At 70.5% G+C, this 15,542-nt stretch carries 10 protein-coding genes; 2 read left to right on the top strand and 8 right to left on the bottom strand.

What is annotated here, in order from left to right; translation table 11 throughout:
* Positions 1-155: 155 nt before the first annotated feature.
* The 4 genes from ABIE67_RS40250 to ABIE67_RS40235 all read right to left on the bottom strand — a co-directional run bounded on the left by ABIE67_RS40250 (position 156) and on the right by ABIE67_RS40235 (position 6,428).
* Complete coding sequence (locus ABIE67_RS40250; RefSeq protein WP_370266508.1) at positions 156-1,181, bottom strand: oxidoreductase; 1,026 nt, start codon at positions 1,179-1,181, stop codon at positions 156-158.
* A gap of 225 nt (positions 1,182-1,406) precedes the next feature.
* Positions 1,407-3,110 (bottom strand): BCCT family transporter, encoded by a 1,704-nt coding sequence (locus ABIE67_RS40245; RefSeq protein WP_370266507.1) that lies wholly within the window; start codon positions 3,108-3,110, stop codon positions 1,407-1,409.
* 79 nt (positions 3,111-3,189) lie between these two features.
* Positions 3,190-4,476, bottom strand: coding sequence for a M14 family metallocarboxypeptidase (locus ABIE67_RS40240; protein WP_370266506.1), 1,287 nt, complete (start codon positions 4,474-4,476; stop codon positions 3,190-3,192).
* Positions 4,473-6,428: a Xaa-Pro dipeptidyl-peptidase gene (locus tag ABIE67_RS40235; RefSeq protein ID WP_370266505.1), complete on the bottom strand. Its 1,956-nt coding sequence runs from the start codon at positions 6,426-6,428 to the stop codon at positions 4,473-4,475. The genes ABIE67_RS40240 and ABIE67_RS40235 overlap by 4 nt, the downstream gene beginning before the upstream one ends.
* Positions 6,429-6,636: 208 nt before the next feature.
* Between ABIE67_RS40235 and ABIE67_RS40230 the strand changes: the two genes are divergently transcribed.
* Positions 6,637-8,130, top strand: a complete 1,494-nt coding sequence (locus ABIE67_RS40230) for a M1 family metallopeptidase (protein ID WP_370266504.1) — start codon at positions 6,637-6,639, stop codon at positions 8,128-8,130.
* A gap of 11 nt (positions 8,131-8,141) precedes the next feature.
* On the opposite strand, the gene ABIE67_RS40225 is transcribed toward ABIE67_RS40230, so the two are convergent.
* Both ABIE67_RS40225 and ABIE67_RS40220 read right to left on the bottom strand, forming a co-directional pair.
* A complete protein-coding gene (locus ABIE67_RS40225) occupies positions 8,142-9,044 on the bottom strand; it encodes a PfkB family carbohydrate kinase (RefSeq protein ID WP_370266503.1) in 903 nt (300 codons plus the stop codon).
* A 282-nt stretch (positions 9,045-9,326) separates the two neighbouring features.
* Positions 9,327-10,793, bottom strand: coding sequence for an amino acid permease (locus tag ABIE67_RS40220; protein WP_370266502.1), 1,467 nt, complete (start codon positions 10,791-10,793; stop codon positions 9,327-9,329).
* A 229-nt stretch (positions 10,794-11,022) separates the two neighbouring features.
* On the opposite strand from ABIE67_RS40220, the gene ABIE67_RS40215 reads away from it, so the two are divergent.
* Positions 11,023-11,757, top strand: a complete 735-nt coding sequence (locus ABIE67_RS40215) for a MerR family transcriptional regulator (protein ID WP_370266501.1) — start codon at positions 11,023-11,025, stop codon at positions 11,755-11,757.
* Positions 11,758-12,074: 317 nt separating this feature from the next.
* On the opposite strand, the gene ABIE67_RS40210 is transcribed toward ABIE67_RS40215, so the two are convergent.
* Positions 12,075-14,249 carry a 3-hydroxyacyl-CoA dehydrogenase NAD-binding domain-containing protein gene (locus ABIE67_RS40210; RefSeq protein WP_370266500.1) on the bottom strand — a complete coding sequence of 725 codons (2,175 nt, stop codon included), beginning with the start codon at positions 14,247-14,249 and terminating at the stop codon, positions 12,075-12,077.
* A 50-nt stretch (positions 14,250-14,299) separates the two neighbouring features.
* Complete coding sequence (locus ABIE67_RS40205; RefSeq protein WP_370266499.1) at positions 14,300-15,514, bottom strand: acetyl-CoA C-acetyltransferase; 1,215 nt, start codon at positions 15,512-15,514, stop codon at positions 14,300-14,302.
* Positions 15,515-15,542 lie beyond the last annotated feature (28 nt).

Genomic DNA, 15,542 nt, shown 5'->3' with positions numbered 1-15,542 from the left:
CCACGCCACCACGAACGCGTCGGCGTTCTTCCGGCGCGCAATATCGCCGGGGGCGGCAACGCCCCCTGAAGGGGCGCGGGGAACTGCGCGACCAGCCACAACGGACCCGCAGACGACCGCCGACACCTGGCGGCACCCACCTCATCGCGGCACCCCTAGCGGAGCGCCACCGCCTCCACCAGGACACTCCCCGACGTCCGAGCCACCACGTACGACTCCCCCTTCACCGCCTTCGCGTCCAGCGCGATCCGGTGCCGCCCCGCCTCCAGGACACCGTCGAACACCTCATGGGCATGGGTCCGGTACAGACGATCGACGCGATACGTGGTGAGGCGGACCCGGCAGGGTGAGGTGACCTCGACGCCCGCCTCCCCGTCGGCCGCCACCAGGCGGGTCAGCCGGCGCTGCTCGGCCGGACTGCGGTCCAGGGCGTGCTCGATCTGGGCGACCAGCAACGGCACGATCGGCGCGAGGCCGTCCACATACGCCACCTCGACCCCGGCGTCCGCGAAGGCGCGGCGTACCGCGGCGCGCTGCTCCTCGCCGATCCCGCGGCCGAAGGCCACGGCGCCGTAGGTGCGCAGTTCGTCGGCGGCGACGCCGCTCACCTCGTGGGTGATCTCGGCGCCGATGCCGATGGTGCGCAGGGCGGCGGCGAGCTTGGCCAGGAGGGCGACGCGGGCGCCGATGAGGAGTACGCGGCGCCGTGGCGCCTCGGAGTCACGGTCGAGCAGGGAGCCGAGCGCCGCGCGGTACTCGGTGGCCCGGAAGCGGAAGGGTCCGATGCCGTGGTAGCCGTTGAGCTGCAGGTCGGCGTGTTCGTCGGTCTGCCAGGCGAAGTCCCGCCAGATGTAGTCGTCGCCGTCCTTGTCGATGAGCGCGGTGACGGCGCCGCAGGCGAGGTCCTCGCAGTCCGGGCAGCCGTAGATGACATACCGGCCGCCTGGAAGCGGGGCTGCCGCCTCCAGGAGCAGGCTGCGGACCTGGGCGGTGAAGATGGCGGGCGGGACGTCGGAGGCGAGCGGGGAGACGGCGTCGAGGTCGGAGAGCTGGAACAGCAGCGGGCGTCCGTCGACGATGAAGTCCACGAAGTCCCGGTGCACCTGGTAGTCACCGTTGGCGAGGACGCCACCGGCACGCATCGCCGGTGCCAGGCCGAAGGTCGCGTACTCGGCAGACATGCTGTGAGTATCCCCACGGCGGGACCGATATGAGCGCGGCATGACATATTCCGCTAAAGGTCCCGGCTCAGCCTCCGCGGTTGCCGGGGGCGCATTGATGGCCGTACCGGATCGAACCGCTCGCGCCGCCCCGGGGGGTGCGCTCCCGCGCCGGAGCCGTGCGGCTGCCAGTGCGGGGGGCGGAGGAGGCCGTCCTGCTCGCCTCCTCCCCCGGGGCGTGCCCGCTCAGCCGTGGTCGTGGCCCAGCGGGTCGCCCTCCGCCTCGGTGCCGGGGCCCGGGCCGACCTTGATCTCGAAGTCGCCGTCGTACCTCTTGTGGCCTTCGATCACGGCGAGTTCGACGGCCTCGGAGCCCATCTCGCCGCGCACGATGACGGGGTCCCGGCGCAGGTCGCGCATGAGGGCGACGCACATGCCGATCATCACGAGGACGAAGGGCGCGGCTGCCAGGATCGTGAGGTTCTGCAGGCCGGTGAGCGCGTCGCCCTGGCCGCTGCCGACGAGCAGCATGATGGCGGCGACGGCTCCGGTCACCACACCCCAGAACACGACGACGAAGCGGCCGGGTTCCAGAGCGCCCCTCTGGGAGAGCGTGCCCATCACGATGGAGGCGGCGTCGGCTCCGGAGACGAAGAAGATGCCGACCAGGATCATCACCAGCAGACTGGTGGCGGTCGCGATGGGGAACTCCTGGAGGAGGCCGAAGAGTTGACCCTCGGGGGTGTCCTCGCCGGCGAGTCCGCCGCCCTCCTTCAGCTTCATCCCCGTACCGCCGAAGATCGCGAACCAGACGAGGCTGACGGTGCTGGGCACGAGGATGACGCCACCGACGAACTGCCGGATGGTGCGGCCCCGGCTGATCCGGGCGATGAACATGCCGACGAAGGGCGTCCAGGAGATCCACCAGGCCCAGTAGAAGACGGTCCAGCTGCCGAGCCAGTCCGCGACGCCCTCGCCGCCGCTGGCCTCGGTGCGGCCGGCGAGCTGCGGCAGGTCGCCGAGGTACGCGAAGATCGACGTGGGCAGCAGGTCGAGCACGATGATCGTGGGGCCCGCGATGAACACGAAGACCGCGAGGATCAGGGCGAGCACCATGTTGGTGTTGGACAGCCACTGGATGCCCCGCTCGATGCCGGAGATGGCGGAGGCCACGAAGGCGAGGGTCAGTACCGCGATGATCGCGACGAGCAGACCGGTGCTCACGTCGTCCATCCAGTTCAGCTCCTGGAAGCCGGAGCCGATCTGGAGGGCGCCCAGGCCCAGCGAGGCGGCGGAGCCGAAGACGGTGGCGATGATCGCGAGGATGTCGATCACCCGTCCCCCGGCGCCGTTGGCGTGCTTCTCCCCGATCAGCGGGGTGAAGACCGCGCTGATCGTCTGGCGCCGGCGCTTGCGGAAGGTGCTGTAGGCGATGCCGAGGCCGACCACCGCGTAGATCGCCCAGGGGTGCAGCGTCCAGTGGAAGAGGGTGGTCGCCATCGCCGTCTCCATGCGTTCGCCGGAGTTGGCGGGGTTCGTGCCCGGGGGCGGGGTCGTGTAGTGCGAGAGCGGCTCGCTGACGCCGTAGAACATCAGGCCGATGCCCATGCCGGCGCTGAACATCATCGCGACCCAGGAGACGGTCTTGAACTCGGGTTCCTCGCCCTCGGCGCCCAGGTGGATGCGGCCGTAGCGGCTGATCGCGAGCCAGAGCGCGAAGACGACGAAACACGAGGCGGCGAGCATGAAGGCCCAGCCGCCGTTGTGGATCAGGCCGTTCAGCATCTTCGTGGACACGCTCTCCAGCGAGTCCGTGCCCGCCCAGCCCCAGATCACGAAGGCCACAGTGATGACGGCGGTGACGCCGAACACCACTCGGTCCGTGCTGCCGTGGCCGGAAGCGTCCGACGGACCCTCCCGGCCACCTCTCTTCTTCAGATCCTCAGTCATCTGCGGCACCTTCCCCGGTGAACGGTGGATACGCCGGTTCCACGTCGTCTCCCAGGACCTACCACAGATCCCGTCGATCTCAGCCGTTTGAGCAGTCGGTGTCGGGCTCACCGGCCGTGATGCGGTACGGGGCGCGCTCGTCGAGGAGCAGTGGGACGAGGGCGCGCAGGGACTGGCGGAGCGGGACCAGGGCGCCCGTGGAGGTCGCCTTCGACTTCACTCCGTGCAGCGCCAGTTCGTCCTTCACCTGCCGGTACTGGTCGGTGGTGAGCCGGTAGCCGCAGGGCGGGTCCTGGATCACCTCGGCGGGTTCCGGCTGGTCGTTGTCGGCGCCGCCGACGTAGACGGGCCCGGTGTCGGCGAAGCCCGCGAGCCGGGCCCTGCCGGTCGCCGACTCGACCTGTCCGCGACGGACCTCGGTGAAGTCGAACAGGCCGTCCAGCGCCGCTAGTTGGGAGTACACCCGACGCCGGTTGTTGAGCGACTCGTCGGCCTTCTCCTCGTCGGTCAGGGGATCGACGCGGCTCTCGATGAGCAGGCCCACCGAGTGCTTGATGCCGGACATGTTCCGCAAAATGCGTTCCTGACCGTCGCCGGCGACCTGCTTGATCGGCTCGCCGGTAACGGGGTCGGTCCAGATGCCGTACGTGCCCGTCGAGTGACCGGAGCCCGCGGCGGCGGGGCGCACATACGACTGGGACAGGGTCCGCGCCTCGTCGTGGACGTCGGCGTCCGTGTTGAGGTTGCGCGGCCACAGGTCGAACAGGTCCTTGTCGTAGTACGGGGGTGTGGCGCCGTACTCGTGCAGGTCGTAGATCACGTCGGGGCGCTGGTCACGGACGACCGCGGCCATGGCGCGTCCCTCGGCGGTCGCCAGCGCGAGGTGGTCGCGGTTGATGTCCACGCCGTCGCTGTTGCCCCGGGTGTCGGCGGCCCGGCCGTCGGGGTTGGCGGTGGGCACGACGAGCAGGGTGGTGCGCTCCAGGAAGCGCCGGGTCTGCCGGTCCTTCGCGAAGGCCAGGTCGCGGACGGTGGACAGACAGGCCTCGCGGCCGGAGGGCTCGTCGCCGTGCTGGCTGCACACCAGGAGCACCTTGTTGGGGGTGGGGCGGGTACCGATCCGGACCAGTTGGAGCGGGCGGTCCTGCTTCGTCGTACCGATACGGGTGACGGAGACCCGGTCGCTCGCCTTGTCGACGGCCCTGAGGAAACTCTGCTCCTCGGGCTGGGTCGTCCAGCGGGCGCCGTTCGACTCCTCGAAGCCGGTGCGGGGCGGGGAGTCGGCGGCCTGGGCGGGGACCGCCACGAGGGACGCGGCGAGGGCTGCCGCGGCAAAGGTCAGGGTGCGGGTTCGGGGGCGGGTCACTGGCCTCCCTCCGGGATGCGGTGAGTGGTGCGCGGTGCGGACACGCCGTCGAGGGGCGTGGCCCCGGGGGCCGCGGCGACGGATCCCGCCGTGGCGCGGGCGAAGGCGTGGGCGCCGCCGACCAGCGGGACGCGGGCCTTCGTACGGGAGAGGTCGAGGGTGAGGGTGGGCTTGGTCGACGGCGGGTCGATCAGGTCCTTGTCCGTGCCCGCGACGATCAGGGCGAGGCGGTGGCCGGCCGGGACGACGTGGTCGGTGGCCGCCAGGTCGAGGGTGATCGTGTACGCCTTGCCCGGGGTGAGCGGCAGGCCCTTGCGGTCCGAGGCGTGGTTGCCCAGGTCGGCCCAGCCGCGGCTGACCACGGTGTAGTCGACGTCGGCGGTCTTGGCCTCGGTCTCCTTGAAGCAGGCGCTGTCGCCGGTGGTGCTCGCGCCCCAGCAGGTGCGGTCGGTGAGCGTGGTGATGCCCTCGCCGCTGGTCGCGTAGTCACGGATGGTGTCGGGGCCGAGGTCGACCAGGACGGCGGAGAGGTGGGCCGTCGAGGTGGTCGGGGTCGCGGTGACGGTGACCTCGGAGGAGCCGGACAGCCGCAGGTCGCGGGTGAGCGGCTTGGTCACGAAGCCCGCCTTGTCGGGGGTGGGCCGGTCGATGTGGGCGGCCCAGTCGGTCTCGCCGTGCTGCGGGTCGTCGGTGAAGGTCTCGGTGCCGTTGCCCTTGCGCAGGCCGAGGGTGCCGACGCCGGCCTGGCTGCCCTCGGCGGGGCGCAGGGTGGTCGTGTCGGTGCCGCGCGGCGGCCAGACCTTCGAGGTGACCCACTGGTCGGGGTGGCGCTCGATGTCGGCCATCGGCTCGCGGTCGATGCCGTTGTCGTAGCCGAGGAGTTCGTGGTCGAACCAGCGGTGCAGGGTCTCCACCCACTCGGCGCGGCGGAAGTCGAAGGGGTCGACGTGACCGGTCTGGGAGAGCCAGATCTTGCGCTCGACGCCGTTCTTCGCGAGGGCGTCCCACCACTGGCCGACGTGCTTCATCCGGACGTTGAGGTCCTGCATGCCGTGGATGAGGAAGACGCTGGCCCGGACCTTGCGGGCGTCCTTCACGTAGTCGCGCTCGGTCCACAGGGGCGTCCAGTCCCCGGTGCGCGGGGCACCGTCGACGAGCGCCTGCTGGACGGCGCCGCACCGGGCGCGGGCGTCGGGGCTGTCGACGTAGTCGGACAGCGCGTCGGGGCCGGAGTCGTACAGCGGGGCGCCCTGCTGGAAGTAGTAGTCGTACCAGGAGGAGATGGCGCTGATCGGGACGATGGTCTTCAGGCCCCCGACCCCGGTGGCGGCGACGCCGTTGGCGATGGTGCCGTCCCAGCTCTTGCCGATCATTCCGGTGCGGCCGTTGGTCCACGTCGCTTCGGCCTTGGTGGTGCCGGTGCGGGTCGTGTACGCCTTGGCGCGGCCGTTCAGCCAGTCGACGACGGCCTTCGCGGAGAGGATGTCGGAGCGGCCGCCGACGTCCACGCAGCCGTCGGAGCGGTTGGTGCCGGCGAGGTCGACGCCGACGAAGGCGTACCCGCGAGGCACGAAGTAGTTGTCGTAGAACAGCGGCATCCGGACGACGGCGCCGTTCGCGTCGTACGTCTTCTTCTGGCTTTCGTTGCCGCGCCCGCAGCAGGAGTAGTACGGGCTGGCGTCCATGATGACGGGCACCTTGCGGCCCTGCGCGGCCGCTTCCCGGGGCCGGACGACGTCGACGGCGACGCGGTCCTTCTCGCCGTCCCGGTCGAGGTCGAGTCCCGTGTCCACCCATACGGCCTCGCGGATGGCGTTCTCGTACGAGTGGACGGGCCTGCTCTCCCGCGGGGCGGCGTGGGCCGTCGCGGGGGCGAGGAACGTGGCCAGCAGGGCGGCTGTGGCCACCGCCGCGAGCTGTCTCCAGATCGTGAAGCGCATGCGTTTCGGCATGCGCGGACGGTACATCGGTGAACTCCCATGCAGAAGAGGGCGGCTGACGGCGTATGAGGTCCCGTGTGGCCGATAAACGCCCCTGGGGCGGGCTGGCCCATTGCGGCCGAATGGCGATCGTGTGACAGCGGTGGTCATGGACACACCGGAGCCACAGGTACTGAATAGGCTCCGGACAGACTTCGGGCCCCTACGACTTGGAGCTTTCGTGCACCGCAGAATCATGGCGCCGGGCGCACTCGCAGCCGCCACTCTGATGCTGGCGATCCCGGCGTCGGCCGCGAGCCACTCCCCCGGCGCTCCGGGCATCGGCGACCCCTACTACCCGGCCTACGGCAACGGCGGATACGACGTCTCCCACTACGACCTGCGGCTGAAGTACCAGCCGGCCACGGACGAGTTGGAGGGGACGGCGACCCTGCTGGCGAGGACGACGCAGGATCTGTCCCGGTTCAATCTGGACTTTCTGCTGGACGTCAGCGAGGTCCGGGTCAACGGCGTGAAGGCGTCGTTCGCGACCTCGGGCGAGCACGAGCTGGAGATCACACCGAAGAAGCCGCTGGCCAAGGGCACGGACGTCACGGTGGTCGTGCGCTACCGAGGGGTGCCGTCGTCGAAGAAGGCGTACGGCTTCACCAGCTGGCACCGCACCCCGGACGGCGGGGTCGGGGCGAACGAACCCGAGGCCGCCTGGTGGTGGTTCCCCAGCAACGACCACCCGCTCGACAAGGCGACGTACGACGTCTCGGTGCAGGTCCCGGACGGCACCCAGGCCATCTCCAACGGCACCCTGCAGTCGACGAGTTCACGGCTGGGCTGGACCCGCTACAACTGGCGCTCGAACAAGCCTCAGGCGACGTATCTCGCCACGCTCGCCGTCGGCAGGTTCGACGTGACCACAGGGACCAGCGAGAGCGGCATCCCGGTCATCAACGCCTACAGCAAGGACCTGGGCGACAAGACCGGTGCGGCGAAGGCGAGCATCGAGCGGACCGGGGAGATCGCCGACTGGCTCTCCGGGTATTTCGGGCCGTACCCCTACAACGCGCTCGGCGGGTACGTCCCGAACACCGACACCGGGTACGCGCTGGAGACGCAGACCCGGCCGTTCTACAGCCCGGCGAACTTCGCCAACGGGTCGAACACCTCCGTCGTCGTCCATGAGCTGGCCCATCAGTGGTACGGCGACCTGGTGTCCGTCAAGGACTGGAAGGACATCTGGGTCAACGAGGGCTTCGCGCGGTACGCGCAGTGGCTGTGGTCGGAGCACGAGGGCGAGGGGACGGCGCAGGAGATCGCCGACTACGTGTACGCCTCGCGTGCGGCCGGCGATGCCTTCTGGAAGGTGCGGCCCGGTGACCCCGGTCCGGAGAACCAGTTCCACATCGCGGTCTACGACCGGGGCGCGCTGGCCCTGCAGGCGCTGCGCAACGAGATCGGTGACGACGCCTTCTTCGCCATCCTCAAGGGCTGGACGCAGAAGTACGCCTACGGCAACGCGTCGGTGGCCGACTTCCAGCGGTACGCCGAGGAGGTGTCCGGGCAGCCGCTGGCGGCGCTCTTCGACACCTGGCTGTTCCAGCCGTCGAAGCCGGGCGCCGCCGCGGCGGGGGCGGCTTCGATCGCGAGGGCGTCCGGTGTTCCCGGGCAGCCTGCGTCCTGGAAGAAGATCGCCGCGACGAACGGCGTGCACGAGCACTGAGTCCGCGCCGCTCAGAGCGTGGCAGTGCGCCTGAGTAGTTCGGTCACGTCCATCGGGGCCGTCTCCGTCGACGGCACCGTGCAGGCATGGGCGCCGGCCACCGCGCCGTACAGAGCGCACCGGTGCGGTGGCTCGCCGGCCAGACGGCCGTGGAGGAAGGCGGCCGCGAAGGCGTCGCCGGCGCCGTTGGAGTCCACCACCGGCGCCGGTGGGGCCACCGGGGGAACGTGCGTGACCTCGCCGTCGGTCAGGAGGTACGCGCCCTCGGCTCCGGCGGTGGCGACGACCACCTCGGCCCTGCCCCGCTCGGCGATACGGCGCATGGTCCGCTCCGGGGCGGTCAGGGCGGCCGCGGAGAGGAACACCACGTCGGCGGTGTACGCGAACGGCTCGTGGTACGGGTTCTCGCCGTCCCAGTTGTGGAGGTCGGTGGAGAGGGTGAGGCCGGCCTCGCGGAGGATGGGCAGGGCGTGGGTGCAGGGGTGGGTGATCGACACATGCGCCTGACGGCTCGCCCCGGCGAGCGTCCGCAGCGTGTCCTCGGGGAACCGGTCGTCCGCGTGTGCCCTGCTGGTGTCGTACAGGGAGAGCCGGCGTCCGTCCGGCCCGACCAGGTTGACCGCGCGCTTGGTGCCGGCCGGCTGCGGGATCGCGGTCAGGGCGATGCCGTGCTCGCGGTGCAGGGCGCGGACGAGGTCGCCCTCGGGGTCGTCGCCGAGGAAGTCGACGTGGTGGGTGCGCAGGCCGAGGGCGCGCAGGCCGACCGCGACGAAGTCCCCGGTCTGGCCGGCGCGGGTGCGGATCCCGCTGTCGATCATGTAGCTGTCGGCGTACGGGAGCGGCAGCTCGGGGACGTACACGATGGTGTCCACCCCGGCCCCGCCCAGCACGAGAACGTCGATGTCGCGGCTCAACTGGCGCTCTCCCCATGGTCGTGGACCGTGACGGCGAATCTACTCCGCTGCGTGGGACGGTCTTCTCGCTATGGGCCTTCCGGACAGTGGGTGCCTGCGGCCCCTACGTGGCTGGTCGCGCAGTGCCCCGCGCCCCTTCGGGCGCGTGCCTGACCGCAGGACGACAAGGGGCGGCCCCCTTCCCCCTTCACCGACGGAACGGTGGCGTCACCCCGGATGTGAGTGATCTCCGACATGACGCCACCGTAGAGCCCGCCACTGACAACGGCCTCCGATCACCCCTTACTTCGTGAGGTCGGTCAGCTCCCGGTCCTCCGCGCGGGCGACCCGGCGGCGGATCGCGAACCAGCCGACGATCAGCATCAGGGCGATGACCGGGATGAGGAGGAGGGTCTTGCGGCCGACCTCGGGGTCGTTCCACATCAGGCCGAGTACGGCGAGCAGGAAGGCGATGGTCACGAGTTCGGTGACCGGGCTGCCGGGGAGGCGGAAGCCGGGGCGGGTGACCAGGCCCGCCTTGGCGCGGCGGACGAAGAGCAGGTGGCAGATCATGATGATCACCCAGGTGCTGATGATGCCGAGGGAGGCGACGTTCAGCACGATCTCGAAGGCCTGGCTGGGCATGAGGTAGTTCAGGCCGACGCCGAGGACGCACACCGCGCAGGTGAGCAGGATGCCGCCGTACGGGACCTGGCTGCGGTTCATGCGGGCGGTGAACTTCGGGGCCGAGCCCGCCATCGCCATCGAGCGGAGGATGCGGCCCGTGGAGTACAGGCCGGAGTTGAGGGAGGACATCGCCGCCGTCAGGACCACGAGGTTCATCACGTCACCCGCGCCCTCGACGCCGATCTTCGACAGCACCGTGACGAAGGGGCTCTCGTCGGCCGAGTAGACCGAGCCGGGCAGGAGAAGGGCGAGGAGGACGACCGAGCCGACGTAGAAGAGGCCGACGCGCCACATGATCGAGTTCACCGCGCGCGGGACGACCTTCTCCGGCTCGGCGGTCTCGCCCGCGGCGACGCCGACCAGTTCCAGGGCGGCGTACGCGAAGATCACGCCCTGCATGACGAGGACGACGGGCATCATGCCGTGCGGGAAGACACCGCCGTTGTCGGTGATCACGTCCAGGCCCGGGGTCTGGCCGCCGACCTCGTGCTGGGTGGCGAGCAGGAAGATGCCCACGAGCATGAAGGCGACGAGGGTGGCGACCTTGATGATCGCGAACCAGAACTCCATCTCGCCGAAGATCTTCACCGAGATCAGGTTCACCGCCAGGACCACCGCGAGGGCGGCCAGGGCCAGGACCCACTGCGGGATGTCCGTGAACATGCTCCAGTAGTGCGTGTAGAGCGCGATCGCGGTGATGTCGGCGATGCCGGTCGTCGACCAGTTCAGGAAGTACATCCAGCCGGCGACGTACGCGCCCTTCTCGCCGAGGAACTCACGCGCGTACGACACGAAGGAGCCGGACGAGGGGCGGTAGAGCACGAGTTCGCCGAGGGCACGGACGACGAAGAAGGCGAAGATGCCGCAGACCAGGTAGGCGATCGCCAGCGCCGGGCCCGCGTTGTGGAGGCGGCCGCCGGCGCCGAGGAAGAGGCCGGTGCCGATGGCCCCGCCGATGGCGATCATGTTGACGTGGCGGGCCTTGAGGTCCTTGCTGTAACCGGCGTCGCCCGCGTCCGCGGGCATCTGGGCCGCGTCGCTGCGAGGTGCGGCCACGGCCGTGTTCACGGCGTCCTTGCTCACGGGGGTACCACTCTCTGGTGCGCCCGAGCGGGTCTCGCTCGGGTGTCCGGACGTACGTATGGTCTGCGCCCTCGGTAAAGACGCAGACCAAGGGGTCACCTTCCCCCAGAGGCGCGGCTCACGCGGTGGCGCGCGTCACAGAGCGTTACTTCTCACAGGGAACCTCCGCACCGTCCTCATCGGTCACCGGAGGTGTCACAGCACCGGTGAGACAGCGATACTGCTGCACATGACGACCGGCACCGAGGAGATGACCCTCACGATCGACGAGCTGGCCGCGCGGGCGGGTGTGACGGTCCGCACGGTGCGGTTCTACGGCACCAAGGGGCTGCTGCCGCCTCCGGTGCTCGGTCCGCGCAGAGTGGGCCACTACGGGCGGGAGCACCTGGCCCGGCTGGCGCTCATCGAGGAGCTGCAGCAGCAGGGGATGACGCTGGCGGCGATCGAGCGGTATCTGCAGCAGCTGCCGCCGGACCTGGACGCCCATGACCTCGCCATTCACCGGGCCGTGGTGGCCTCCTGGGCGCCGGACGCGGTGGAGACGGTGACGCGGGGGGAGCTGGAGCGGCGGGCGGGGCGGGGGCTCGGCGACGAGGACGTGGAGCGGCTGGTCGCGATGGGGGTGGTCGAGCCGGGCGACGGTGTCGGTGACGCCGACGGTGACTACCGGGTCGACCTCGGGCTGCTGCGGCTGGGCGTGGGGCTGCTGGACGTGCCGCTGTCGCAGGAGGCGATCCTCGCGGCGCGCAAGGTCCTCATCGAGCACTCGCGTGCCGCCGCGCACGAGCTGGCGCGGCTCTTTCGCGGCGAGGTGTCGGAGCGTGCCGCGCAGGACGTGAAGTCGCTGTCCGCGTATATGCAACCCGTGGTGGTGCAGGCACTGTTGACGACCTTTCAGCGGTCGTTGCGCGAGGAGCTGCGGGAGTGGCTGGGCGGCATGCCGCAGGACGCCGGATCCCCCTGACAGATCTCGCCCCCGCCGCCCCTACCCGTCCCATCCCCTGGGGGCTGCGCCCCCAGACCCCCGCTTTCGGCCCTGAAGGGGCCTCGTCCTCAAACGCCGGACGGGCTGAAGATGCCTGGGCCGGCGTTTTGTGGCGGAGCCCCCTGCGGGTGGGTGGGGGTTCGGGACGGTGGTGGCCTTGTCCTCAAACGCCGGACGGGCTGAACTACTCAGCCCCTCCGGCGTTTGAGTAGCGGGGTCTGGGGCGGAGCCCCAGAAGGATGGGACGGGTAGGGGCGGCGGGGGCGAAGACACTCCCCCGCGCCCGGCGTCAGGCGTCAGGCGTCCCCGAACCGCTCCCCCTTCTCCGCCTTCTCCACCAGCAGCGCCGGCGGAGCGAAGCGGTCCCCGTACCGCTCCGCCAGCTCACGCGCGCGTGCCGTGAAGCCGGGGACGCCGCCCTCGTAGCCGTTGATGTACTGCAGGACACCTCCGGTCCAGCCCGGGAAGCCGATGCCGAAGATGGAACCGATGTTGGCGTCGGCGACGGACGTCAGGACGCCCTCCTCCAGGAGCCGGACCGTGTCCAGGGCTTCGGAGAACAGCATGCGTTCCTGCATGTCCCGGAAGGGGATCCGCGCGCCCTCGCGGGTGAAGTGCTCGCGCAGGCCCGGCCACAGGGCCACCCGCTTGCCGTCGGCGTCGTAGTCGTAGAAGCCCGCCCCACCGCTACGCCCCTCACGGCCGAACTCGTCGACCATGCGGTCGATGACCGCCTCGGCGGGGTGGGACGTCCAGGTGCCGCCCGCCTCCTCCACGGCCCGCCTGGACTCGTTGCGGATCTTGCGCGGCAGCGTGAGGGTCAGTTCGTCCATGAGGGAGAGGACCTTGGCGGGGTAGCCCGCCTGGGCCGCCGCCTGCTCGACCGACGCGGGCTCGATGCCCTCGCCGACCATCGCCACGCCCTCGTTGATGAAGTGGCCGATGACACGGGAGGTGAAGAAGCCGCGCGAGTCGTTGACGACGATCGGCGTCTTGTTGATCTGACGGACCAGGTCGAAGGCGCGGGCCAGCGCCTCCTCCCCCGTGCGCTCGCCCTTGATGATCTCGACGAGTGGCATCTTGTCGACCGGAGAGAAGAAGTGGAGGCCGATGAAGTCGGCCTGGCGGTCCACACCCTCGGCCAGCACCGTGATCGGCAGGGTCGACGTGTTGGAGCACAGCAGCGCGTCCGGCTCGACGATGCCCTGGATCTCCTGGAACACCTTGTGCTTGAGCTCGGGGTTCTCGAAGACGGCCTCGATGACCGCGTCGCAGCCGGCCACGCCCTGGGGGTCGGCCGTGGGCGTGATGCGGGCCAGCAGCGCGTCCGCCTTCTCCTGCGTCGTACGGCCCCGGGAGACCGCCTTCGCGCACAGCTTCTCGGAGTAGCCCTTGCCCTTGACGGCGGCTTCGAGCGTCACGTCCTTCAGGACGACCTCGATGCCCGCGCGGGCGCACGAGTAGGCGATGCCCGCGCCCATCATGCCGGCGCCCAGGACGGCGACCTTGCGGACCTTGCGCGGCTCGATGCCCTTGGGTCGGTTGGCGCCGGAGTTGACGGCCTGGAGGTCGAAGAAGAACGCCTGGATCATGTTCTTGGACGTCTGGCCCGCCGCCAGCTCGACGAAGTAGCGGGCCTCGATGACCTGGGCCGTCTCGAAGTCGACCTGCGAGCCCTCGACGGCGGCCGCGAGGATGTTGCGCGGGGCCGGGTAGGGGGCGCCGTTCGTCTGCTTGCGCAGGCCGGCCGGGAAGGCGGGCAGGTTCGCCGCGAACTTGGGGTTGGCGGGCGTACCGCCGGGGATCTTGTAGCCCGGCTTGTCCCAGGGCTGCTGCGATTCGGGGTGGGCCTCGATGAAGGCGCGGGCCTTGGCGAGCAGCTCCTCCTGGGTGGCGGCCACGTCGTCGATCAGGCCGTTCTGCAGGGCGCGCTGGGGGTTGTACTGGGTGCCCTGGAGGAGGACCTTCAGGAGCGCGTCGGCGATGCCCAGGAGGCGAACGGTGCGCACGACGCCGCCTCCGCCCGGCAGCAGGCCGAGGGTGACCTCGGGGCAGCCGATCTTGGAGCCGGGCGCGTCGAGGGCGATGCGGTGGTGGCAGGCGAGCGCGATCTCGTAACCGCCGCCGAGGGCCGCGCCGTTCATCGCGGCGACGACCGGCTTGCCCAGGGTCTCGATGCGCCGCAGCTGGCGCTTGATCGCCAGGCCGCCCTCGAACAGCTCCTGCGCGGTCTCGGGGGTGACCCGGATCAGGTCGCGCAGGTCGCCGCCCGCGAAGAAGGTCTTCTTGGCGGAGGTGATGATGACCCCGCGGATGGTGTCCTTCTCGGCCTCCAGCCGGTCGGTGATCACGGCGAGGGAGTCGCGGAACGCCTGGTTCATGGTGTTCGCGGACTGGTTGGGGTCGTCGAGCACGAGGGTGACGACGCCGGTGCGGTCCTGTTCCCAGCGGATGGTGGTGCTCTGCGTCATGACGGGGGTCTCCGTTGAAGTCTCTGAAGTCTCTTGGTTCCGCCGGGGATTCAGATGCGCTCGATGACGGTCGCGATGCCCATGCCGCCGCCGACGCAGAGGGTCGCGAGGCCGTACCGCTTGTCCTGGCGCTCCAGTTCGTCGATCAGGCTGCCCAGGATCATCGCGCCGGTCGCGCCGAGCGGGTGGCCGAGGGCGATGGCGCCGCCGTTGACGTTGACCTTGTCCAGGGACAGGCCCATGTCCCTGACGAAGCGCAGGACGACCGCGGCGAAGGCCTCGTTGATCTCGACGAGGTCGATGTCGTCGATGGTCAGCCCGGCCTTGGCGAGCGCCTTGCGGGTGGCGGGCGCGGGGCCGGTGAGCATGATGGTGGGCTCGGAGCCGGAGACGGCTGCGGAGACGATCCGCGCGCGCGGGGTGAGGCCGTAGCGGTCTCCGACCTCCTTCGAGCCGATGGCGACGAGGGAGGCGCCGTCGACGATGCCGGAGGAGTTGCCCGCGTGGTGGACGTGGTCGATCTTCTCGACCCAGTGGTACTTCTGGAGGGCCACGGCGTCGAAGCCGCCCAGGTCGCCGATGTCCGCGAAGGACGGCTTGAGCCCCGCGAGCGAGTCGGCGGTGGTGCCCGGGCGCAGGTGCTCGTCGTGGTCGAGGACGACGAGGCCGCTGCGGTCCTTCACCGGGACGACGGAACGGTCGAAGCGGCCCTCCTTCCAGGCCGTCGCCGCCCGCTCCTGGGAGAGCGCCGCGTACTCGTCGACGTCGCGGCGTGAGAAGCCCTCGATGGTGGCGATGAGGTCGGCGCCGATGCCCTGCGGCACGAAGTTGACGGCGAGGTTGGTCATCGGGTCGTTGAACCAGGCGCCGCCGTCCGAGGCCATCGGCACCCGGGACATGGACTCGACGCCGCCGGCGAGGACGAGGTCCTCCCAGCCGGAGCGCACCTTGGCGGCGGCCAGGTTGACGGCTTCCAGGCCCGAGGCACAGAAGCGGTTCTCCTGTACGCCCGCCACCGTGTCCGGCAGCCCGGCGGCGATCGCGGCGATCCGGGCGATGTCGGAGCCCTGGTCGCCGACCGGGCCGACGACGCCCAGCACGATGTCGTCGACGGCGGCCGGGTCGAGGCCGGGGAAGCGGTCGCGGATCTCGTGGATGAGGCCGACGACCAGGTCGATGGGCTTGGTGCCGTGCAGGGCGCCGTTGGCCTTGCCGCGGCCGCGCGGGGTGCGGATCGCGTCGTACACGTACGCTTCGGTGCTCACAGGGAAGCCTTTCGAGGGTGAGGGTCAG

Origin of the sequence: Streptomyces sp. V4I8, assembly GCF_041261225.1 — a bacterium.
Classification (GTDB): Bacteria; Actinomycetota; Actinomycetes; order Streptomycetales; family Streptomycetaceae; genus Streptomyces.
The sequence above is the reverse complement of the archived record's forward strand: the minus strand, read 5'-3'. Positions and strand labels throughout refer to the sequence as shown.

Bases quoted from the DNA above. Each gene is read 5' to 3' on its own strand.
- ABIE67_RS40250 (WP_370266508.1), bottom strand. From the start codon at position 1,181: ATGTCTGCCGAGTACGCGACCTTCGGCCTGGCACCGGCGATGCGTGCC.
- ABIE67_RS40215 (WP_370266501.1), top strand. From the start codon at position 11,023: ATGACGACCGGCACCGAGGAGATGACCCTCACGATCGACGAGCTGGCC.
- ABIE67_RS40210 (WP_370266500.1), bottom strand. From the start codon at position 14,249: ATGACGCAGAGCACCACCATCCGCTGGGAACAGGACCGCACCGGCGTC.
- ABIE67_RS40235 (WP_370266505.1), bottom strand. From the start codon at position 6,428: ATGCCGAAACGCATGCGCTTCACGATCTGGAGACAGCTCGCGGCGGTG.
- ABIE67_RS40245 (WP_370266507.1), bottom strand. From the start codon at position 3,110: ATGACTGAGGATCTGAAGAAGAGAGGTGGCCGGGAGGGTCCGTCGGAC.